This is a genomic window from Micromonospora sp. NPDC050686, assembly GCF_040654475.1.
Lineage (GTDB): Bacteria > Actinomycetota > Actinomycetes > Mycobacteriales > Micromonosporaceae > Micromonospora.
Genome location: NZ_JBFAID010000018.1, coordinates 1 through 20,451 on the forward strand (window position 1 = coordinate 1; position 20,451 = coordinate 20,451).

Consider the following 20,451-nt stretch of genomic DNA (forward strand, 5'->3'; position numbering starts at 1 on the left):
GGGGGGGCCCCCCCCCGCCCCCCCCCGCCCCCTGCCTGGGGGGGGGGCCCGCCCCCCCCCCCCCGCCCCCCCCCCCGCCCCCCCCCCCCCCCCCGCCTTACACCTCAGCGGGCGGCCAGCGGCTGCCGCGCCGGGTCGACCGGAGCGGGCAGCTCGCCCACCCCGCCCAGGTACGCGTGGATGGCCGCCGCCGCGGCCCGCCCCTCGGCGATGGCCCAGACGATCAGCGACGCACCCCGGTGCATGTCCCCGGCGACGAAGACCCCGTCGGCGGCCTGCCAGTCCGGCGTGGCGTCGACCGCGCCGCGCGCGTTGCGGGCCACCCCGAACTGGGCCAGCAGCGGCTGCTCCTCGGTGCCCTCGAAGCCGATGGCCAGCAGCACCAGGTCAGCCGGCAGTTCCCGCTCGGTGCCGGGCAGCACGGTCAGGACCCGCCGGCCGTCCCGCTTCTCCACGGTCACCTCGGCGATGCGTACCGCCCGGACCTGTCCGGTGCCGTCGTCGACGAACTCCCGCACGGCGACGGCGAAGACTCGCTCGCCGCCCTCCTCGTGCGCCGGGTAGCTGCGCAGCACCCACGGCCAGGTCGGCCAGGGGTCCCGCTCGGCGTCCCGGGCGTGCGGCGGCTCCGGGTACAGGTCGAGCTGGTGCACCCCGGCCGCGCCCTGCCGGTGGGCCACGCCCAGGCAGTCGGCGGCGGTGTCGCCACCACCGATGATCACGACGTGCTTCCCGGCGGCGTCGATCGGGGTGCCGTCCGGGAGAAAGGCCCGGGCCGGCCGGCCCGCATCCCCGGCGGCCACGCCGGGCCGGCTGGCAACCGCCGCGACCGCCCGGTTCGCGGCCACCAGGTGCGCCATCGCCTGGTGTACGCCGCGCAGCGCCCGGCCCGGGGTCTCCGGGGTGTCCCGGCCCTGCAACGCCCCGCAGGCCAGCAGCACCGCGTCGTGCTCCGCGCGCAGCCGCTCGGCCGGGACGTCCACGCCGACGGTCACGCCGGTACGGAACTCGACCCCCTCGGCGGCGAGCTGGGCCAGCCGCCGGTCGATGTGCCGCTTCTCCAGCTTGAAGTCGGGGATGCCGTAGCGGAGCAGGCCGCCGATCGCGTCGTCGCGCTCGTACACGGTGACCCGGTGGCCGGCGCGGGCGAGCTGCTGCGCGGCGGCGAGGCCGGCCGGCCCGGAGCCGACCACGGCCACCGACCGCCCGGTCGGGGCCGGCGCGGGGCGCGGGTCGAGCCCGCCCCCGGCGGCCGCCGCGTCGGCGATCTCCACCTCGACCTGCTTGATGGTGACCGGCTGCTGGCCGCCGAGGCCGAGCACGCAGGCCGCCTCGCAGGGTGCCGGGCAGAGCCGCCCGGTGAACTCCGGGAAGTTGTTGGTGGCGTGCAGCGACTCCACCGCGGCGTCCCAGTTGCCGGTGCGGACCAGGTCGTTCCAGTCCGGGATGCGGTTGCCCAGCGGGCACCCCTCGTGGCAGAACGGGATGCCGCAGTCCATGCACCGGGTGGTCTGCTCGCGGATCAGCTCCTCGCCGGCCGGCGGGTACACCTCCCGCCAGTCGAGGATCCGCACCGGCACCGGCCGGCGAGCTGGCAGCCGCCGGTCGTAGCGCAGGAAACCGTTCGGGTCAGGCACGGGCCACCTCCTGGGCGACCGCCCGCTGCGCGGACGGCAGGGACGCGGCGGACGGCGCCAACTGCGCCGCAGCAGCGGAAGGCGCGAGTGCGCTCATCACCGCGTCGTCGACGTCACGGCCGGCGGCTTCGGCGGCCCGCATGATCTCCATCACCCGGCGGTAGTCCCGGGGGACCACCGCGGTGAACTCCTCGACCGCCTCCGGCCACCGCTTGAGCAGCTCCTCGGCGACCGCCGAGTCGGTCTCGGCGAAATGGCGCTGCACCAGCTCGTGCAGCCGGTCCCGCTCCTCGTCCCGCAGCGGGGCCAGGTCGACCAGCTCGGCGTTGACCCGGGCCCGGTCCAGCCGGTGCACGAAGGCGGTGCCGCCGGACATCCCGGCGGCGAAGTTGCGCCCGGTCTCGCCGAGCACCACCACCGTGCCGCCGGTCATGTACTCGCAGCCGTGGTCGCCCACGCCCTCCACGACCGCCACCGCGCCGGAGTTGCGCACCGCGAACCGCTCGCCGACCCGGCCGCGCAGGAACAGCTCCCCGGCGGTGGCCCCGTACAGGATGGTGTTGCCGGCGATGATCTGGTCCTCGGCGCGCTGCCCGGCCGCGGCGTCGCTGCCGACGAACGGCGCGGCGGCGTCCGGGCGGACGACGAGCCGGCCACCGGAGAGGCCCTTGCCGACGTAGTCGTTCGCGTCGCCGTGCAGGCGCAGGGTGACCCCGCGCGGCAGGAACGCGCCGAACGACTGCCCGGCCGTGCCGCGCAGCAGGAACTCGATCGTGTCGGGCGGCAGGCCGTCGCCGCCGAAGCGGCGGGTCACCTCGCCGCCGAGCATCGCGCCGACGCTGCGGTGCTCGTTGCGGACGGCGACCTCGGTGCGGACCGGGGTGCCGTCGCGCAGTGCCGGCCCGGCCAGCGCGATCAGCTCGTTGTCCAGGGCCAGCTCCAGGCCGTGGTCCTGGGCGCGGACGCCGCGCCGCGCCGCGTCCGCGGGCAGCTCCGGCAGATGCAGTACGGGGCTCAGGTCGAGCCCGTGCCCCTTCCAGTGGTCGATGGCGGGCGTGACGTCGAGCAGCTCGGCGTGCCCGATCGCCTCGTCGATGCCCCGGAAGCCCAGCTCGGCCAGGTAGCCGCGGACCTCCTCGGCGAGGAAGAGGAAGAAGTTCTCCACGAACTCCGGCTGGCCGGGGAACCGCTCGCGCAGCACCGGGTTCTGGGTGGCGATGCCGACCGGGCAGGTGTCCAGGTGGCAGACCCGCATCATCACGCAGCCGGAGACGATCAGCGGGGCGGTGGCGAAGCCGAACTCCTCCGCGCCGAGCAGCGCCGCGATCAGCACGTCCCGGCCGGTCTTGAGCTGGCCGTCGACCTGCACGGTGACCCGGTCGCGGAGCTTGTTGAGCAGCAGCGTCTGCTGCGCCTCGGCCAGCCCCAGCTCCCACGGGGTGCCGGCGTGCTTGAGCGAGTTGAGCGGGGAGGCGCCGGTGCCGCCGTCATGGCCGGAGATCAGGATGACGTCGGCCTTGAGCTTGGCCACGCCGGCGGCGACGGTGCCCACGCCGACCTCGCTGACCAGCTTGACGTGCACCCGGGCGGCCGGGTTGACGCACTTCAGGTCGTGCACCAGCTGGGCCAGGTCCTCGATGGAGTAGATGTCGTGGTGCGGCGGCGGGGAGATCAGTCCGACGCCCGGGGTGGCGTGCCGGGTCCGGGCGATCCACGGCCACACCTTGTTGCCGGGCAGCTGGCCGCCCTCGCCGGGCTTCGCGCCCTGGGCCATCTTGATCTGGAGGTCGTCGGCGTTGACCAGGTATTCGCTGGTGACGCCGAAGCGGCCGCTGGCGATCTGCTTGACCGCCGAGCGGCGCAGCGGGTCGTGCAGCCGCTCGACGTCCTCGCCGCCCTCGCCGGTGTTGGACTTGCCGCCGAGGCGGTTCATCGCCACGGCCAGGGTCTCGTGCGCCTCGGCCGAGATCGACCCGTACGACATGGCGCCGGTGGCGAACCGCTTGACGATCTCGGTGGCCGGCTCGACCTCCTCGATCGGCACCGGCGGGCGCACCCCGGTACGCAGGGTGAACAGGCCGCGCAGCGAGCCGGCCCGGGCGGCCAGCTCGTCGACCTTGGCGGTGTACCGCCGGAAGACGTCGTACTGGCGGCTGCGGGTGGCGTGCTGGAGCAGGAACACCGTCTCCGGGTTGAACAGGTGCAGCTCGCCCTCGCGGCGCCACTGGTATTCCCCGCCCACCTCCAGCCGGTCGCTGGCCGGGGTGCCGGGCGCCGGCCAGGCCAGCGCGTGCCGGGCGGCCACCTCGGCGTGTATCTCGGCCAGCCCGATCCCGCTGATCTTGCTGGGGGTGCCCCGGAAATACCGCTGGACCAGTCGGGTGTCCAGCCCGACCGCCTCGAAGACCTGGGCGCCGCAGTACGACGACACGGTGGAGATGCCCATCTTCGACATGATCTTCAGGACGCCCTTGCCGAGCGCCTTGACGTAGTTGCGGACCGCCTTGGCCGACTCGACCCCGACCAGCGCGCCCGTGGAGATCATGTCCTCCACCGACTCGAAGGCCAGGTACGGGTTGACCGCCGCCGCGCCGTACCCGATGAGCACCGCCGCGTGGTGCACCTCGCGGCAGTCGCCGGACTCCACGATCAGCGCCACCTGGGTCCGCGTCTGCTCGCGGACCAGGTGCTGGTGCACCGCCGCGGTGAGCAGCAGCGACGGGATCGGGGCCAGGTCGGCGTTGGAGTCCCGGTCGGAGAGGACCAGGATGCGCACGCCGTCCTCGATCGCCTCGGAGACGTGCCGGCAGATCTCGGTGAGCCGGGCCTTGATGCCGGCGCCGCCGTCGCGGACCCGGTAGAGCCCGGAGACCCGGACCGCCTTGAAGCCGGGCAGGTCGCCGTCCTCGTCGATGGAGAGGATCTTGGCCAGCTCGTCGTTGTCGATCACCGGGTACGGCAGCACGATCTGCCGGCAGCTCGCCGGGCCCGGGTCGAGCAGGTTGCCCTCGGGGCCGATGGTGGACGCCAGGCTGGTCACCAGCTCCTCCCGGATGGCATCCAGCGGCGGGTTGGTGACCTGGGCGAAGAGCTGGTGGAAGTAGTCGTAGAGCAGCCGCGGCCGGGTGGACAGCGGGGAGATCGGGGTGTCGGTGCCCATCGACCCGATCGGCTCCGCGCCGCTGCGGGCCATCGGGCCGAGCAGGATCTTCAGCTCCTCCTCCGTGTAGCCGAAGGTCTGCTGCCGGCGGCGGACCGAGTCGTGGGTGTAGACGGTGTGCTCGCGCGCGGGCAGCTCGTCCAGCCCGATCATGCCGGCGTGCAGCCACTCCCCGTACGGCCGGGCGGCGGCCAGCTCGGTCTTGATCTCGTCGTCGGACACGATCCGGCCGTTGACCGTGTCGACCAGGAACATCTTGCCCGGCTGGAGGCGACCCTTGGCGACCACGCTGGCCGGGTCGAGGTCGAGCACGCCCGCCTCGCTGCCCAGCACCACCAGGCCGTCGGCGGTGCGCCACCAGCGGCCCGGGCGCAGCCCGTTGCGGTCCAGCACCGCGCCGACCAGCTCGCCGTCGGTGAAGGCCACCGACGCGGGGCCGTCCCACGGCTCCATCAGGCTGGCGTGGAAGCGGTAGAAGTCCCGCTTGTCCGGGCTCATGCCCGGGTCGTTCTCCCACGCCTCGGGGATCATCATCAGCACCGCGTGCGGCAGGCTCCGCCCGGCCATGTGCAGCAGTTCGAGGACCTCGTCGAAGTTGGCCGAGTCGGAGGCGCCCGGCGTGCAGACCGGGAAGACCCGGCGGATGTTGCCGGGCAGGTCGGGCGTGCGGAGGAGGGCCTCGCGGGCCTGCATCCAGTTGCGATTGCCGCGGATCGTGTTGATCTCGCCGTTGTGCGCGATGAACCGGTACGGGTGCGCCAGCGGCCAGGACGGGAAGGTGTTGGTGGAGAAGCGCGAGTGCACCAGCGCGATGGCGCTGGCCACCCGCTCGTCGGTCAGCTCCGGGTAGAACGCCGGGAGCTGGTCCGGGGTGAGCATGCCCTTCCACACCATGGTCCGGCCGGACAGCGACGGGAAGTACGCCGGCACACCCCGCTCGGCGGTCTCCCGCTCGGCCTGCTTGCGTACGCAGAACGCCACCCGGTCCAGGTCGAGCCCGGACAGCGGGGAGCCGGCCGGGCCGGCCGGCGAGTCGGTGAGCCGGTGCGCGGCGAGGAAGAGCTGGCGGATCCGGGGCATCGCCGCGAGCGCGGTCTCGCCCAGCCCGGACGGGTCGGTCGGCACCGTCCGCCAGCCGAGCACGGCGGCCCCCTCGACCAGGGCGTACTTCTCCACCACCTGCCGGGCGCGGGCCTCGGCCGCGTCGCCGTCGGGGAGGAAGACCAGGCCGGTGGCGTACTGCCCGGCGGGCGGCAGCGGGAAGTCGACCACCGCGCGCAGGAACGCGTCCGGCACCTGGATCATGATGCCGGCGCCGTCGCCGGTGTTGGGCTCCGCGCCGCGGGCGCCCCGGTGGTCCAGCCGGACCAACGCCGCCAGGCCGTTCGCGACGACCTCGGGCGAGGGCCGCCCGTGCAGGTCCGCCACGAAGGCCACGCCGCACGCGTCGTGCTCCTGGGCCGGGTCGTAGAGCCCGGTCGCGGGCCGCCCAGGGCGGGCCGTCGGCGCCGCCTGCGGGGGTTGAGGGTACGGAAGGGCCACCGGGCCTCCTGTCGTCGCACATTCTGGATCACGGTCGGGACGACGTCGGCCCTGCGGGGTCTATTGAGTCTACGTTAGGCCGCCGATTGCAAGACTCGGGCAGATTGATCACACTTCCAGCATCTGGGACGGGTAGTCTCGCGCGGTGGATTCCCTCCCCGTTGACCTGTTGGACCGGCTGGAACGTTTCTACGACGAGGTGCCCCGCGACGCGGCCCGAAGCGAGGAATACGGCCCGCTGGTGCTCTTCGTCCGTGACGGTGCGGGCTGGCCGTTCTACGCCCGCCCCCGGCTGGGCCACGCCGAGCCGCCGTCGCTGGCGGACGTCAACGCGGTCCGCGAACGGCAGCGTGAGCTGGGCCTGCCGGAGTCCTTCGAGTGGGTGCACGAGCACACCCCGGAGCTGCTGGCCGTGGCCCGCTCGGCCGGCCTGGGCGTGCTGGAGGCGCCGCTGATGGTGCTGGACCCGGCGGCGCTACCGGAGGTGGCGAGCCTCACCGACGTACCGGTGCGGACCCTCGACCCGACCAGCCCGCACTTCGCCGCGGACGTCGCCGCCCGCCGCGCCGTCGCCGCGGTCGGCTTCTCGGCCGCCGGCACGGAACGCGGCGACGCCGGCCCGGCGCAGCGGGACGCCGCCGTCACCGAGCTGGACGTGGCCGCGCTCGACGAGGAGCGGGACCGGATCGCCGACGGCCGGCGCATCTCGGTGATCGCCGGCACCCCCACCGAGGGCGCGCTGGCCAGCGGCATGGCGATGCGGGTGGGCGACGTGGCGGAAATCGCCGGGGTGGCCACCCTGCCGGCCGCCCGCCGACGCGGCCTGGGCGCCGCGGTGACCGCCGCCCTCGCCCACGAGCTGCGCGCGGCCGGCACCGACCTGATCTTTCTCTCCGCCGGCAGCGACGACATCGCCCGCGTCTACCTGCGCGTCGGCTTCCACCGCGTCGGCACCGCCTGCATCGCCGAACCCACCGCCGTCCTCCCCTGACTCAGGGGGTGGGGGGATGCCACTGCGCGGCGGCGGTGGCGGCGCTGTTGCGTAGGCGCGGAGTGATGGCGCCGAGCGCGGCGTCCCTCGCCCGCAGGGCCAGCCGGCCACGGGTCTGGAGCACGGCGGACATCCGGCGGGTCTGCCGGACCACGGTGGCCGCCCGAGGGCGGCGCGCCCGGTCGTACGCCTGCACCGCGTCCGGCAGCCGGCTCTCCCGCAGCAGCGAGTGCAGCGTGGCGGCGTCCTCGAAGGCGAGGCAGGCCCCCTGCCCGAGGTGCGGGGGCATGGCGTGCGCGGCGTCGCCGAGCAGCACCACCCCACCCGGCCCGGCCGGGAAGCCGTACGCCCGGGGCAGCGGTCGCAGCTCACGCACCTCCTGCTGGACCAGGTCCGCCGGGTCGGTGGCGTCGAGCAGCGCCGCGATCGGCTCCGGCCAGCCCGCGTACCAGCGGCGCAGCAGGGCGAGCTGGGTCTCCGGCGGCTCCGGCCGGGGCGCGCCCGCGGCGGTGGCCACCCAGTAGACGCCGCCGCGCCGGGACTCGCCCCGCCGCCCCAGCGACGCCGCCACGAACCGGTAGCCGGCACCCAGCGTCTCGCCGTTGACCGGCTGGTCGTCGGGCAGGTCGGGAACCCGGTACCAGGGGATGACCGCCCGCCAGGCGGCGCAGCCGGAGCTGACCACGCCGGCCTCCGGCGCCAGATGCCGACGGATCACGCTGTCCGTGCCGTCCGCCGCGACCAGCAGATCCGCCTCGACGCGCTGCCGGCCGTCGCCGACCGCCGGACGCTCGCCGGGCGCCGTGGTCACCGTCCGCACCCGCACCCCGGTACGCAGCTCCACCAGCTCACCCAGCCCGGCGATCAAGGCGTCGTGCAGGTCCTCCCGGTGCACCACCACCGGGGTACGGTCCGCCGGGGCGGGACGGGGCTGCACCAGCCAGTGGCCGTCCGGGCGGCGCACCCCGCCGTCGCTCAGCGGAGTGGCGATGGCGTCGAGGCCGGCGCCGAGGCCGAGGGCGCGCAGCGCGCGTACCCCGTTGGGCCAGAGCACGACGGCCGTGGGCTCGGGGCGTACCCGGTCGGCCGCTTCGAGGACGGTGACCCGCCACCCGGAGCGGGCCAGCGCCCCGGCGGCCGCCAGGCCGCCCAGGCCGGCACCGACCACCACCGCGGTACGCATGGGCGCCGATCCTCCCCCGCTCAGCTGTCCCGGTCGGTGCGGCGGCCACCGGCCGCCCCGGCCCGCTCGTCGTCGGCCTCCGTGGCGGCGGGCTGCTCGGCCTGCTCCCCGGCCGCCGGGCCGGCGGGCTGGTCGGGCCCCTCGCCGCTCTCCGCGCCGCTGGGCCGCTCGGGCTGATCCTCGGCCGCCGGGCCGGCGGGCTGGTCGGGCTGTTCCTCGGGCTCCGCGACGGGGGGCAGCTCCCCGGTCTCCTGGTAACGCCGGAACTCCGCCTCGCCGACCACCCGGTAGCCCTCCGGGACCACCGCCCGCGCCCCGGCCTCCCGCTCGGAGAGGTCGACCTGGGACAGGTCACCGCCGCCGGCCGGCGCGGGGATGGCCGGGCCGCCGACCGGGACGAGGTATTCCCGCGGGCCGCGCACCCGCAGGAAGTAGATCAACGCGCCCAGGAAGACCAGCGCGGCCGTCCAGACGTTCACCCGCAGCCCGAGGATGGTGTTCGCGTCGTCGATCCGCACCAGCTCGATCCAGAACCGGCCGGCGGTGTAGCCCATCACGTACAGCGCGAAGGCGCGACCCCGGCCGAGCTTGAACCGCCGGTCGAGGGCGATCACCAGCGCGGCCACGCCGACGTTCCACAGCGCCTCGTAGAGGAACGTCGGATGGTAGAGCCCCGGCAGCAGCACCGGCTGCCCGTCGGCGGTCTGGGCGTGGCCCGGGTTCGCCGGATCCATCCTGTGGACCTCCAGCCCCCAGGGCAGGGTGGTCCGCCCGCCGTACAACTCGTTGTTGAACCAGTTGCCGAGGCGGCCCACCGCCTGCGCCAGCGGCAGGCCCGGGGCGAGCGCGTCCGCCACCACGGCGAACGGGATGCCGAGCTGCCGGGCGGCGATCCAGGCGCCCAGCGCGCCGCCCGCGACCGCGCCCCAGATGCCCAGGCCACCCTCCCAGATGGCGAACGCCTTGAGCGGCTCACCGCCGTCGCCGAAGTACTTCTCCGGCGAGGTGATCACGTGGTAGATGCGGGCGCCGATGATGCCCGTGGGCACCGCCCAGACCGCGATGTCGAGCACCGCGCCGGGGGCCACCCCGCGCCGGCGCAACCGGTACTCGGTCACCACGCAGGCCACCACGATGCCGAGGATGATGCAGAGCGCGTACGCCCGGATCGGCACCGGCCCGAGCTGCCACACGGCGGTGGTCGGGCTCGGCAGGGCCGCCAGGGGGATCGTCGAGGCGAGGGTCACGGATGCACACGCTACCGCTGCGGGCCGCCCCGGCGGCACCCCCGGTCCGGGTGACCGGCGTTCCGCGATGACTTCTGGTTTGCCGCCTCGTAGGCTGTCTGTCCATGACGGGGCTCACCTGGGCGGTGGCCGCCGTCGTCGTCGACGACGCCGGCCGCGTCCTGCTGTGCCGTCACGGCGGGGGCGAGCGCCGCTGGGCACTGCCCGGTGGCCGGCTGCACCGCCCGCACTGCCCGACCGCCGCGGTGGCGACCGAGATCCGGCGGGAGACCGGCCGGCGGGTCGAGCCGGTCGACCTGATCGGGCTCTACCACCTCAGCGGCACGCCGTGCGGGCGGCCGAGCCCGGTGGAGCCGGTGCCCGACGTGGTGGTGCACGTCTTCCGGGCCCGCGCCGGCGGGCCGGTGGGCGAGCCGCCGGCCGGCTGCCGGCTGGCCTGGCACCCGCCGGACGCGCTGCCCGCGGAGCTCACCCCGGTGACCCGGGCCGCGGTCGCCGACGCGGTCGCCGGCCGCTCGGGCGTGCTGCGCGACCTGCGACCGGAGGAACTGTCCGGGCCCGCGGCGCCGGCCCCGCGCGCCACGGCGGACCGGCCCGCCCACCCCCGGCCCTGAGCCGGGAGCGGAGTCAGCGGGCGGGGTTGCGTACGCCCTCGGCGAGTTCGGCGCTGAGCGTCCGGAGCGCGGCCAACCCGGTGGCCTGGTCCGGCACGTCGAGCAGGCAGCGGACCAGGGCACTGCCGACGATCACCGCGTCGGCGTACCCGGCGACGGTGGCCGCCTGCGCGCCGGTGCCGACGCCCAGCCCGACGCCGACCGGCAGGTCGGTCACGCCACGAACCCGGGAGACCAGGATCGGGGCGGCGTCGGAGGTCTGCGCTCGGGCGCCGGTGACCCCCATGACCGCCGTGGCGTAGACGAACCCGCGGCAGTGCCGGGCGGTCATCGCCAGCCGGGCGTCGGTGGAGGACGGGGAGACCAGGAACGTGCGGTCCAGCCCGTACGCGTCCGAGGCGGCCAGCCACTCGGCGGCCTCGTCGGGGATCAGGTCCGGGGTGACCAGGCCGGTGCCGCCGGCCGACGCCAGGTCCCGGGCGAACGCGTCGACGCCGTACTGCTCGATCGGGTTCCAGTAGGTCATGGTGACCACCGGGGCCCCGGCCGCGGCTGCCGCCTCGACGGTGCGCAGCGCGTCGGCGGTGCGGACGCCGCCGGCCAGGGCGATGTCGCTGGCCCGCTGGATGATCGGGCCGTCCATCACCGGGTCGGAGTACGGGATCTCCATCTCGATGACGTCCACGCCCGCCTCGACCATCGCCCGCATGGCCGCGATGCTGCCGTCGACGGTCGGGAAGCCGGCCGGCATGCAGCCGATCAGCACGGCCCGCCCGTCGGCGCGGGCCTTGTCGAACGCGACGCCGATCCGGCTCACGCCACCGCCTCGCTTCGCTCCGCGGCGGCGCGAGCCGCCGGACTGCTGAGCTGATTGGCTCGCTCGCTCCGCTCGCTCACGGTCACTGCTCCTTGTCGAGGATGCCGAAGTACTCGCCGGCGGTGTGCACGTCCTTGTCGCCCCGGCCGGACAGGTTGACCAGGACGACCGGCTCCCGGCCCAGCTCGGCGGCGAGCTTCGGGGCGATCACCCGGACCCCGGCGAGGGCGTGCGCGCTCTCGATCGCCGGGATGATCCCCTCGGTGCGGCAGAGCAGCTCGAACGCGGCCATCGCCGCGTCGTCGTCGACCGGCAGATAGCTGGCCCGCCCGCTGTCGTGCAGCCAGGCGTGCTCCGGCCCGACCCCCGGATAGTCCAGGCCGGCGGAGATCGAGTGCGACTCGACCGTCTGCCCGTCGGCGTCCTGGAGCACGTACGTCCGGGTGCCGTGCAGCACACCCGAGCTGCCGCCGGTGATGCTCGCGGCGTGCCGGCCGGTCTCGACGCCCTCGCCGCCGGCCTCGAAGCCGTACAGCCGAACGTCGGCGTCCGGCACGAAGGCGTGGAAGATGCCCAGCGCGTTGGAACCGCCACCGACGCAGGCGGCGACCGCGTCCGGCAGCCCGCCGGTGAGGTCGAGGCACTGCCGGCGGGCCTCCTCGCCGATGCCCCGCACGAAGTCGCGGACCATGGCCGGGAACGGGTGCGGGCCCGCGGCGGTGCCGATCAGGTAGTGGGTGTCGTCGACGTTGGCGACCCAGTCCCGCATCGCCTCGTTCATCGCGTCCTTGAGGGTGCGCGAGCCGGTGGTGACCGGCACGACGGTGGCGCCGAGCATGCGCATCCGAGCCACGTTGAGCGCCTGCCGCCGGGTGTCCACCTCGCCCATGTAGACCACGCACTCGAGGTCGAACAGCGCGGCGGCGGTCGCGGTGGCCACGCCGTGCTGGCCGGCGCCGGTCTCGGCGATCACCCGGCGCTTGCCCATCCGCCGGGTGAGCAGCGCCTGCCCGACCACGTTGCGGATCTTGTGCGCGCCGGTGTGGTTGAGGTCCTCCCGCTTGAGCAGCACCCGGGCGCCGACCTCGGCGGAGAACCGGCGGGCCTCGTACAGCAGGGAGGGGGCGCCGACGTAGTCGCGCAGCAGGGCGTCGAGCTCGGCCCGGAAACCGGCGTCGGCCGTCGCGGCGCGCCACGCCCCGTCCAGCTCGTCCAGGGCGGCCACCAGGGCCTCCGGGACGAAGCGGCCACCGAACCGGCCGAAGTGGCCGGCGGTGTCGGGATACGCGGCGGACAGCGCGTCGGCGCTCATCGCGGGTTCCTCTCGCTGGGAACGGGTGCCAGGGCGCGTCAGCGCACCGGCCGGGGCGTCGCCGGGTGGTTACCGGCGTTGACCAGCTCCGCCACCGCCTCGCGCGGGCTCTTCTGGGTCACCAGACCCTCGCCGACCAGCACCGCGTCGGCTCCGGCGGAGGCGTACCGGATCAGGTCGTGCGGACCGCGCACGCCGGACTCGGCGATCTTGACCACGCTGCTGGGCAGGCCGGGCGCGATCCGCTCGAAGACGGACCGGTCGACCTCCAGGGTACGCAGGTCACGGGCGTTGACCCCGATCACCTGCGCGCCCGCCTCCAGGGCCCGGTCGGCCTCCTCCTCGGTGTGCACCTCGACCAGCGCGCACATGCCCAGCGACTCGATCCGCTCCAGCAGGCCGACCAGCGCGTTCTGCTCCAGCGCGGCGACGATCAGCAGCACCAGGTCGGCGCCGTGCGCGCGGGCCTCGTGCACCTGGTAGCTGGAGACCACGAAGTCCTTGCGCAGGACGGGGATCTTCACCGCGGCGCGGACGGCGGCCAGGTCGTCCAGCGAGCCGCCGAACCAGCGCCCCTCGGTCAGTACGCTGATCGCCCGCGCCCCACCGGCCGCGTAGTCGCCGGCCAGGTCGGCGGGGTCGGCGATGTCGGCGAGCCGCCCCTTGGACGGCGAGGAGCGCTTGACCTCGGCGATCACCGCCACGCCGGGACGGCGCAGCGCCGCGTACGCGTCGAGTGGTGGCGGCGCGGCGGCGGCCAGTTCCCGGATCCGCTCCAGCGGAACCTGCTCCTGCCGCCGGGCCACGTCCTCCCGCACTCCGGCCAGGATCTCGTCGAGCACGCCTGCGGACGCCGCCGTGGTCCCGGCGTCGTCCCCCTCCGCGTGCGCATGCTCAGCAGTCACCAACGGACTCCCCTCTCCGGGCGTCATGGGCCGATGCTAGGGGGCGCCACCGGCCGCCAGATGCCGGGGGTATGGCGCTCCTCACGAAATGGGCTCCGGCATAATGACCGACTTCCGGTGAACGGGATGTCACGTACGGCCACCGCACGGATCGACCGCCGCCACCCCCCGGCTGCGGCACTGCCGGCCGGTTCATCGATCACCGCCCATGACCTATCTGACCACGAACCGGCGCCGCCCGCAGCGCGGGGTGGCCCGGGCCGGCGGTGTGACGAAGCTCAAGGCTGATCGGCCCTACCCAGGTCGTTCACCTCACGAGACAGTTGATCCGCCCGTCACCACGGCGAAACGTGAGCCGGGCAGCATCGGTTCGGGCAGACTCGACGAGGCGTCCGCCCGACCGTCGCCACCGTTGACCGTGCGAGGTGACCATGACCAGCCCCGAGTCGTCCACCATCGACCTGACCACCATTTCGCGGACCGTGGCGTCGCTGGCCGTCGGCGTGGTGCACACGCTGGAGCGCGCCGTGGTCGGCGAGGCCCGCATGCGGACCGCCCGCGGCAACGCCTGGGAGGCCGTCTGCGCCGACCGCGCCCGCGCCGACCAGCGGGCCGGACTGGACCGGCTGGTGGCCGAGCTGGCCGCCGCCCGGGCCGCGGCCCGGGACCGCCAGCCGGTCAGCTGACCGTCGGGTCCTCGCCCCGGTCCAGCGCGTCCCACGCCTCGGTGGTGCGTCGCCCGGTAACCCGCCCCTCGCCCGGCACCGGAGCGCCGTCGCCGCCGCGGGCCGGGCGCTCGTACCGGGCGCCCATCGCCGGCCAGCCCCGCCCACGTACCGCGGTCAGCCCGCCGCCGGTCGCCGCGAGCACGCCGCCGACCAGGCACAGCGCCGGCCACTGCCGGCTCACCTCGCCACCGAACGCGGCGACCAGGCCGTAACCGCCGCCGGCCGCCACGGCCAGGCCGAGCAGCGCCAGCAGGGCGCCCAGCACGCGCCGCACCGCGCCGCGGGTGGCCAGCACCGCTCCCCCGCCGGCCAGCCCGACCACCGCCAGCGCGGGGAGCCAGGGCAGCAGCGCGCCACCGGTGCGGGCGGTGCGGATCGGCGGCAGCGGCGGCCGTTCGGCCAGCTCGACCGCCCAGGTCCGGGTCGCCGCCCAGAGCGCCAGGCCCGCGCCGGCCAGGCAGAGCAGGACCGCGTACGTCAGCTCGCGCCGCCCGGCCCGCGCCGACTCCTCAGCCACCCCGCTGCCCTGTTCACTCACCGGACCCGCCCTTCGTTCGCGACTGCGGGCCTCCGCTGCGCTGCACTCCTCGCACTCACCGGGCCGCCTTCAGGGTTTCGGCGGCGGCGATCGCGGCCAGCACGGCGGCGGCCTTGTTCCGGGTCTCCTGGTCCTCCGCGTGCGGATCGGAATCGGCCACCACGCCCGCCCCGGCCTGCACGTACGCCCGGCCGTCGCGGAGCAGCGCGGTGCGGATCGCGATGGCCATGTCGAGGTCGCCGCCGAAGCCGAAGTAGCCGACCGTGCCGCCGTACAGGCCGCGCCGGACCGGTTCCAGCTCCTCGATGATCTCCATGGCCCGGACCTTCGGTGCGCCGGAGAGCGTGCCCGCCGGGAAGGTGGCGGCCAGCGCGTCGAAGGCGGTCCGGTCCGCGCGCAGCGTGCCGGTCACCGTCGAGACGATGTGCATGACGTGGCTGTACCGCTCGACGGTGGCGAACTGCGGCACCTCCACGCTGCCCGGGCGGCAGACCCGGCCCAGGTCGTTACGGCCCAGGTCGACCAGCATCACGTGCTCGGCGCGTTCCTTCGGGTCGGCCAGCAGCTCGGCGGCGAGCCGGGCGTCGGCCTCCGGGGTGGCGCCGCGCGGGCGGGTGCCGGCGATCGGGTGCAGCAGCGCGCGGCGCTGCCCGTCCGCGTCGCCGGTGACCTTCAGGTGCGCCTCCGGCGACGAGCCGACGATGTCGAAGCCGTCGAAGCGCAGCAGGTACATGTACGGGCTGGGATTGGTCGTCCGCAGCACCCGGTAGACGTCCAGCGGGTCCGCCTCGGTGGCCCGTTCGAAGCGCTGGGCCACCACGATCTGGAAGCACTCGCCGGCCCGGATGGCCTCCTTGGCCTCCTCCACCGCCTTCTGGTAGCCGCCCTCCGAGGTGCGGCTGACCACGCCGCCGACCGGTGGCCGCTCCACCGTGGAGATCATGGGCGGAATCGGTCGGGACAGCGCGGTGGTCATCGCGTCGAGGCGCCCCACCGCGTGGTGGTACGCCGCCGCGACCAGCGGTTCCCGGTCCGGGGCGTCCGTCGGCGGCAGCACGGCGTTGGCGACCAGGATCGCCGAACCCTCGTAGTGGTCGAGCACCACCAGGTCGGTGGCGAGCAGCATGCCCAGCTCGGGCAGCCGGAGGTCGTCCTCGGTGATCTCGGGCAGCCGCTCGAGGCGGCGGACGAAGTCGTAGCCGAGGTAGCCCACCAGGCCGCCGGTCAGCGGTGGCATGCCGCTGGCCGGCTCCCAGACCGGCCCGGCCAGCGACTCGACGGTCTCCCGCAGCACCCGCACCGGGTCGCCGCCGGTCGGCAGCCCCGGCGGCGGGCGGCCGGTCCAGACCGCGGCGCCGTCCCGCTCGGTGAGCGTGGCGAGGCTGCGCACGCCGATGAACGAATACCGCGACCAGGCGGTGCCCCCGGGGCCCGCACCCTGCTCGGCGGACTCCAGCAGGAAGGTGCCCGGGCCGCCGGCCAGCTTGCGGTAGACCCCGATCGGGGTCTCCGCGTCGGCGAGCAGCCGCCGGGTGACCGGCACGACCCGCCAGCGCGCCGCCAGCTCGGCGAAGGTCGCCTGGTCCGGGCTGACCGTCCCGTCGGTCATGCGGCATCGCCTCCAGGGGTGACCGGCAGCTCCTCGAAGAAGCACGAGCGGTGCCCAGTGTGGCAGGCCGCCCCGACCTGATCCACGCTCACCAGCAGCGCGTCCCCGTCGCAGTCCACGGCCACCGAGCGGACGTGCTGGTGGTGGCCGGAGGTGGCGCCCTTGACCCAGTACTCCTGGCGGCTACGCGACCAGTAGGTGGCCCGACCGGTGGTCAGGGTGCGGTGCAGCGCCTCGTCGTCCATCCAGGCGAGCATCAGCACCTCCCCCGAGTCGTGCTGGCGTACCACCGCGGCCACCAGGCCGTCCGGGGTGCGCCGCAGCCGGGCGGCGATGGCGGGGTCGAGGCGGGACGGGCGGGCCGGGCCGGCGGGTCCACCGGTCGGGGCGACATCAGGTACGGGCACAGTGACCCATTGTCCCGCACGCGCCGCCGCCACCGTCGCCGCGTCCCGGCGTGGTCGCGGCGTCCCGCCCGCCGGCGGCGCCAACTGCCTCAGGTAGCGATCCAGCCGGCCGTCGGCCAGGGCGGCGGCCAGGTCGGGCCCGGCCACCGCGGCGACCTCCCCGGCGTACGGGCGGACCAGCGCGACGGTCCCGCCGACCAGCCGGACGGCGGCGGTGTGCAGCTCGGCCGCGGTGGCCGGGCGCAGTCCGAGGCAGCGCAGCATGTCGTCGCGGTAGCCGGGCGGGGCGACCGGCAGGCCCAGCGCGGCGTCCAGCGCGGTCCGGCGGGAGACCACCCGGACCTCCGGGTTGACCAGCCGCAGCACCGAGGGGCAGAGCCGGGCCAGGTCGGCGGCGGCCAGCCGGACGCCGATCGGGTCGTCCCCGGCGCGGGCGCCGGCGACCTTACCCAGCGTGGCGATCAGCTCCTCCAGCCGGGGCGCCCCGGCCGGTTGGCAGAGCACCGGCAGGTCCAGCCGCGCCCGCCAGGCGGGGTCGGCCCAGAGCAGCCGGGCGGGCGCGCTGACCGGCAGCCCGAACGCCCAGTCGGCGGGCTCGCCGAGGCGGCGCAGCCAGCGGCGCACGTCCAGGACCGCCACCGAGAGGTGCACCAGCCGCCCGTCGGTCTCGGCCAGGTAGGCCCGGTGGGGTACGCCGGCCGCCACCGATACGGCGTCCGGTGCCCCCTCCCCGACCAGCACGTCCAGGTCGACGTCGCTGTGCTCGGTGGCGCCCCGACGGGCGTGGCTGCCGCGCAGCAGGACGCCCAGCACCGGGCGCGGGACGTCCCGGCGCAGGCGGGCCACCCAGTCGGCGAGAAAGCCGTGCTCAAGTGAGGCAGGGTGACCCACCGCGCCATCGTGCCGTACCCCTATTCGGGGCGCAATGCCCGTTGCCGCACTGGCTGTCCGGTCTGGGGTCGGGCCGTGGCCTGTCGATCATGCCGGTGCGGGGCGCCGGATCAGGCGAGCTCCTCCTCCGCCCGGCGGTACACGTCGATCTTGTGGTCGAGCATCTTCAGGTCCTCCTGCAGCTCGGCCATCCGGTTCAGCACCCGGGCCCGGTGCGCCTCGAACAGCGCCCGCCGCGCGCCGAGCGTCCGGTCGCCCAGCCGGGCCAGCTCGGCGTAGCGGCGCATGTCGCGTACCGGCATCCCGGTGCGGCGCAGCCGGGTGAGCAGGAAGAGCCAGCTGACGTCTCCCTCGGTGTAGCGCCGCCGGCCGGCCGAGTCCCGCCCGACCGGCGCGACCAGGCCCTCCTGCTCGTACCAGCGCAGCGTGTAGGTGGTCAGGCCGACCTGGGCGGCGGCCTCCCCCACCGAGAGGCTGGTCTCCTGCGTGCTGATGTCCACCCGGACAGGCTTCCAGTTCGAGCGCACTGGAAGTCAACCGTTGCCCGGCCCATGGTTATTCATTTACCGTTGATTTCAACGGTTGATGAGTTTCGGGAGGCGGCGATGGACGGGGCGATAGCGGTCCACGACCTGGTCGTGGCACGCGGCGGCCGGCGGGTGCTGCAGGGGGTGAGCTGCGCGGTGCCACGCGGCACGGTGACCGGCCTGCTGGGGCCCAGCGGCAGCGGCAAGACCACGCTGATGCGGGCGGTGGTCGGGGTGCAGCGGGTGACCTCGGGCCGGGTCACCGTGCTGGGCCAACCGGCGGGGGCGCGGGAGCTGCGCCACCGGGTCGGATACCTGACCCAGGCGCCCAGCGTCTACGCCGACCTGACCGTCCGGGAGAACGCCCGCTACTTCGCCGCGCTGCACGGCCGGGGCCGCGCCGAGGCCGACCGGGCGGTCGCCGACGTCGGGCTGGCCGACGCGGCCGGCCAGCTGGTCGGCACCCTCTCCGGCGGCCAGCGCAGCCGGGCGTCGCTGGCCTGCGCCCTGGTCGGCGACCCGGAGCTGGTCATCCTCGACGAGCCGACGGTCGGCCAGGACCCGGTGCTGCGGGCCGACCTCTGGGCCCGCTTCCACGCCATGGCGGCCACCGGGACGACCCTGCTGGTGTCCAGCCACGTGATGGACGAGGCGGCCCGCTGCGACCGGCTGCTGTTGATCCGCGAGGGCCGGCTGATCGCCGACGACACCCCCGACGGGGTACGCGCCACCGCCGGCGCCGACGACCTCGACGAGGCGTTCCTGCGGCTGATCCGGTCCAGCGAGGCCGCCGCGAGCGAGGAGACCAGCTCATGAACCCGCGGATCCTGGCCGCCACCACCGGGCGGATCCTGCGCCAGCTGCGGCACGACCGGCGCACCGTGGCGCTGCTGCTGGTGGTCCCCACCGTGCTGCTCACCCTGGTCTACTACATGTACGTCGACCAGCCCACCCCGCCGGGGCAGCCCAGCTTCTTCGACCAGGTGGCGCTGATCATGCTGGGCTTCTTCCCGTTCATCATCATGTTCCTGGTGACGAGCATCGCGATGCTGCGCGAACGCACCACCGGGACGCTGGAACGGCTGCTCACCACCCCGCTGGGCAAGCTGGACCTGCTCTTCGGCTACGGGATCGCGTTCGGGCTGGCCGGCGTGCTGCAGTCCACCGTCGCAGCGCTGGTGGCGTACCGGGTGTTCGGGCTGGACACCGCCGGCAGCGCCTGGCTGGTGATCATGATTGCCGGGATCAACGCGGTGCTGGCCGTGGCGCTCGGCCTGCTCTGCTCGGCGTTCGCCCGCACCGAGTTCCAGGCGGTGCAGTTCATGCCGGTGGTGGTGCTGCCGCAACTGCTGCTCTGCGGGCTCTTCGTCCCGCGCGGCGAGATGGCCGGGTGGCTCCACGCGATCAGCAACGTGCTGCCGCTGTCGTACGCCGTCGAGGCCCTGCAGGAGGTCGGCGCGCACCCCGACCCGACCGGCACGATGTGGCGCGACGCGGCGATCGTGGCCGGCGCGGCGGTGGTCGCGCTGGTGCTCGCCGCCGCGACGCTGCGCCGGCGCAGCGGGTGACGCCGCGGCGGATCGGCCGCCGGCCCGGCCGGCCGGACACTCGGGAGGCGATCCTCGCGGCGGCCCGGGCGGCGTTCGCCGAGCGCGGCTTCGACGCCGCCTCGATCCGCGCCATCGCCGCCGCCGCGAGCGTGGACCCGGCCCTGGTGCACCACTACTTCGGCACCAAGGAGGAGCTGTTCCGGGCCACCGTGGCGATCCCGATCGACCCGGCGGGGCTGCTGCCGGCCGTCCTGGCGGGCGGCCCGGACGAGGTGGGCGAACGGCTGGTCCGCACGTTCCTCACCGTCTGGGACTCCCCGGTCGGCACGGCCGCGGTGGCCCTGCTCCGCTCGGCGGTGAGCAGCGAGTGGACGGCCCGGCTGCTGCGCGAGTTCCTGGCCACCCAGATCCTGCGCCGGGTCCTCGACCAGCTCGACCTGGACCCCGCCGAACGGCCCCTGCGCGGCGCCCTGGTGGCCAGCCAGGTCGCCGGCCTGGCCATGATGCGCTACGTCATCCGCCTCGACCCGATCGCCACCGCCGACCGGGAGACCCTGGTCGCCGCCCTCGCCCCCACCCTCCAGCGCTACCTCACCGGCGACCTCACCGGCTGACCGGCGGACCCGGCGCGGGCGGGCGGCAGGCAGCGAGCGGCGGGCGACCCGGCCGGCCGGGCAGAGACCAGATCGAGCGTGATACCTCTGAGTCATCAAAATACCTCTCGGGTATCACGCTCGCCGGAGTCACCCGCCCCGGCCGGACGGACCGCCGATAGCTTGGCCCGGACGGACCG

Annotated in this window: 17 protein-coding genes and 1 pseudogene; 6 read left to right on the forward strand and 12 right to left on the reverse strand. The window is 75.2% G+C overall.

The genetic code is table 11. The features are described 5' to 3' along the window. Positions 1 to 104: 104 nt before the first annotated feature. Positions 105 to 1,637 (reverse strand): glutamate synthase subunit beta, encoded by a 1,533-nt coding sequence (locus AB0H57_RS14695; RefSeq protein WP_357506458.1) that lies wholly within the window; start codon positions 1,635 to 1,637, stop codon positions 105 to 107. Continuing rightward, the gene (gene gltB / locus AB0H57_RS14700) at positions 1,630 to 6,339 is read right to left on the reverse strand and encodes a glutamate synthase large subunit (RefSeq protein ID WP_357506460.1); all 4,710 of its coding nucleotides are present in this window, start codon (positions 6,337 to 6,339) and stop codon (positions 1,630 to 1,632) included. The genes AB0H57_RS14695 and gltB overlap by 8 nt, the downstream gene beginning before the upstream one ends. A gap of 145 nt (positions 6,340 to 6,484) precedes the next feature. On the opposite strand from gltB, the gene AB0H57_RS14705 reads away from it, so the two are divergent. Further along, positions 6,485 to 7,330 carry a GNAT family N-acetyltransferase gene (locus tag AB0H57_RS14705; RefSeq protein WP_357506462.1) on the forward strand — a complete coding sequence of 282 codons (846 nt, stop codon included), beginning with the start codon at positions 6,485 to 6,487 and terminating at the stop codon, positions 7,328 to 7,330. 1 nt (position 7,331) lies between these two features. On the opposite strand, the gene AB0H57_RS14710 is transcribed toward AB0H57_RS14705, so the two are convergent. Both AB0H57_RS14710 and lgt read right to left on the reverse strand, forming a co-directional pair. After that, positions 7,332 to 8,513: an NAD(P)/FAD-dependent oxidoreductase gene (locus AB0H57_RS14710; RefSeq protein ID WP_357506464.1), complete on the reverse strand. Its 1,182-nt coding sequence runs from the start codon at positions 8,511 to 8,513 to the stop codon at positions 7,332 to 7,334. Between the two features lie 20 nt (positions 8,514 to 8,533). Further along, positions 8,534 to 9,760 (reverse strand): prolipoprotein diacylglyceryl transferase, encoded by a 1,227-nt coding sequence (gene lgt, locus AB0H57_RS14715; RefSeq protein ID WP_357506466.1) that lies wholly within the window; start codon positions 9,758 to 9,760, stop codon positions 8,534 to 8,536. Positions 9,761 to 9,864: 104 nt separating this feature from the next. Here lgt and AB0H57_RS14720 point away from each other — a divergent pair, with 104 nt between their 5' ends. Continuing rightward, positions 9,865 to 10,374, forward strand: coding sequence for an NUDIX domain-containing protein (locus AB0H57_RS14720; RefSeq protein WP_357506468.1), 510 nt, complete (start codon positions 9,865 to 9,867; stop codon positions 10,372 to 10,374). 13 nt (positions 10,375 to 10,387) lie between these two features. On the opposite strand, the gene trpA is transcribed toward AB0H57_RS14720, so the two are convergent. The 3 genes from trpA to trpC form a co-directional block, all read right to left on the reverse strand. Next, positions 10,388 to 11,191, reverse strand: a complete 804-nt coding sequence (gene trpA, locus AB0H57_RS14725) for a tryptophan synthase subunit alpha (protein ID WP_357506470.1) — start codon at positions 11,189 to 11,191, stop codon at positions 10,388 to 10,390. Between the two features lie 82 nt (positions 11,192 to 11,273). Continuing rightward, complete coding sequence (trpB, locus tag AB0H57_RS14730; RefSeq protein WP_357506472.1) at positions 11,274 to 12,503, reverse strand: tryptophan synthase subunit beta; 1,230 nt, start codon at positions 12,501 to 12,503, stop codon at positions 11,274 to 11,276. Positions 12,504 to 12,541: 38 nt separating this feature from the next. Continuing rightward, positions 12,542 to 13,345: an indole-3-glycerol phosphate synthase TrpC gene (gene trpC / locus AB0H57_RS14735; protein WP_222955128.1), complete on the reverse strand. Its 804-nt coding sequence runs from the start codon at positions 13,343 to 13,345 to the stop codon at positions 12,542 to 12,544. A 494-nt stretch (positions 13,346 to 13,839) separates the two neighbouring features. On the opposite strand from trpC, the gene AB0H57_RS14740 reads away from it, so the two are divergent. After that, positions 13,840 to 14,094, forward strand: coding sequence for a hypothetical protein (locus tag AB0H57_RS14740; protein WP_357506474.1), 255 nt, complete (start codon positions 13,840 to 13,842; stop codon positions 14,092 to 14,094). On the opposite strand, the gene AB0H57_RS14745 is transcribed toward AB0H57_RS14740, so the two are convergent. The 5 genes and pseudogenes from AB0H57_RS14745 to AB0H57_RS14765 all read right to left on the reverse strand — a co-directional run bounded on the left by AB0H57_RS14745 (position 14,087) and on the right by AB0H57_RS14765 (position 18,081). Next, positions 14,087 to 14,674 (reverse strand): Trp biosynthesis-associated membrane protein, encoded by a 588-nt coding sequence (locus AB0H57_RS14745; protein ID WP_357506476.1) that lies wholly within the window; start codon positions 14,672 to 14,674, stop codon positions 14,087 to 14,089. The genes AB0H57_RS14740 and AB0H57_RS14745 overlap by 8 nt on opposite strands. A 55-nt stretch (positions 14,675 to 14,729) precedes the next feature. Further along, positions 14,730 to 16,283 (reverse strand): anthranilate synthase component I, encoded by a 1,554-nt coding sequence (locus tag AB0H57_RS14750; protein ID WP_357506478.1) that lies wholly within the window; start codon positions 16,281 to 16,283, stop codon positions 14,730 to 14,732. Beyond that, the gene (gene hisI, locus AB0H57_RS14755; protein WP_357506609.1) at positions 16,280 to 16,690 is read right to left on the reverse strand and encodes a phosphoribosyl-AMP cyclohydrolase; all 411 of its coding nucleotides are present in this window, start codon (positions 16,688 to 16,690) and stop codon (positions 16,280 to 16,282) included. Before hisI ends, AB0H57_RS14750 begins: the two co-directional genes overlap by 4 nt. Positions 16,691 to 16,870: 180 nt before the next feature. Further along, a pseudogene (locus AB0H57_RS14760) lies at positions 16,871 to 17,581 on the reverse strand (phosphoribosyl-AMP cyclohydrolase); the annotation flags it as partial. Positions 17,582 to 17,691: 110 nt separating this feature from the next. Beyond that, on the reverse strand, positions 17,692 to 18,081 hold the full coding sequence (locus tag AB0H57_RS14765; protein ID WP_357506480.1) for a MerR family transcriptional regulator: 390 nt from the start codon (positions 18,079 to 18,081) through the stop codon (positions 17,692 to 17,694). Positions 18,082 to 18,186: 105 nt separating this feature from the next. Here AB0H57_RS14765 and AB0H57_RS14770 point away from each other — a divergent pair, with 105 nt between their 5' ends. The 3 genes from AB0H57_RS14770 to AB0H57_RS14780 are packed head-to-tail and all read left to right on the forward strand — an operon-like array spanning position 18,187 to position 20,272. Next, on the forward strand, positions 18,187 to 18,924 hold the full coding sequence (locus tag AB0H57_RS14770) for an ABC transporter ATP-binding protein (protein WP_357506482.1): 738 nt from the start codon (positions 18,187 to 18,189) through the stop codon (positions 18,922 to 18,924). Then, on the forward strand, positions 18,921 to 19,676 hold the full coding sequence (locus tag AB0H57_RS14775) for an ABC transporter permease (protein ID WP_357506484.1): 756 nt from the start codon (positions 18,921 to 18,923) through the stop codon (positions 19,674 to 19,676). The genes AB0H57_RS14770 and AB0H57_RS14775 overlap by 4 nt, the downstream gene beginning before the upstream one ends. Beyond that, complete coding sequence (locus AB0H57_RS14780) at positions 19,673 to 20,272, forward strand: TetR family transcriptional regulator (protein ID WP_357506486.1); 600 nt, start codon at positions 19,673 to 19,675, stop codon at positions 20,270 to 20,272. The genes AB0H57_RS14775 and AB0H57_RS14780 overlap by 4 nt, the downstream gene beginning before the upstream one ends. The last annotated feature ends 179 nt before the right edge of the window (positions 20,273 to 20,451 follow it).

Bases quoted from the DNA above. Each gene is read 5' to 3' on its own strand.
- AB0H57_RS14710 (WP_357506464.1), bottom strand. From the start codon at position 8,513: ATGCGTACCGCGGTGGTGGTCGGTGCCGGCCTGGGCGGCCTGGCGGCC.
- AB0H57_RS14720 (WP_357506468.1), top strand. From the start codon at position 9,865: ATGACGGGGCTCACCTGGGCGGTGGCCGCCGTCGTCGTCGACGACGCC.
- trpB (WP_357506472.1), bottom strand. From the start codon at position 12,503: ATGAGCGCCGACGCGCTGTCCGCCGCGTATCCCGACACCGCCGGCCAC.
- AB0H57_RS14740 (WP_357506474.1), top strand. From the start codon at position 13,840: ATGACCAGCCCCGAGTCGTCCACCATCGACCTGACCACCATTTCGCGG.
- AB0H57_RS14750 (WP_357506478.1), bottom strand. From the start codon at position 16,283: ATGACCGACGGGACGGTCAGCCCGGACCAGGCGACCTTCGCCGAGCTG.
- AB0H57_RS14770 (WP_357506482.1), top strand. From the start codon at position 18,187: ATGGACGGGGCGATAGCGGTCCACGACCTGGTCGTGGCACGCGGCGGC.
- AB0H57_RS14775 (WP_357506484.1), top strand. From the start codon at position 18,921: ATGAACCCGCGGATCCTGGCCGCCACCACCGGGCGGATCCTGCGCCAG.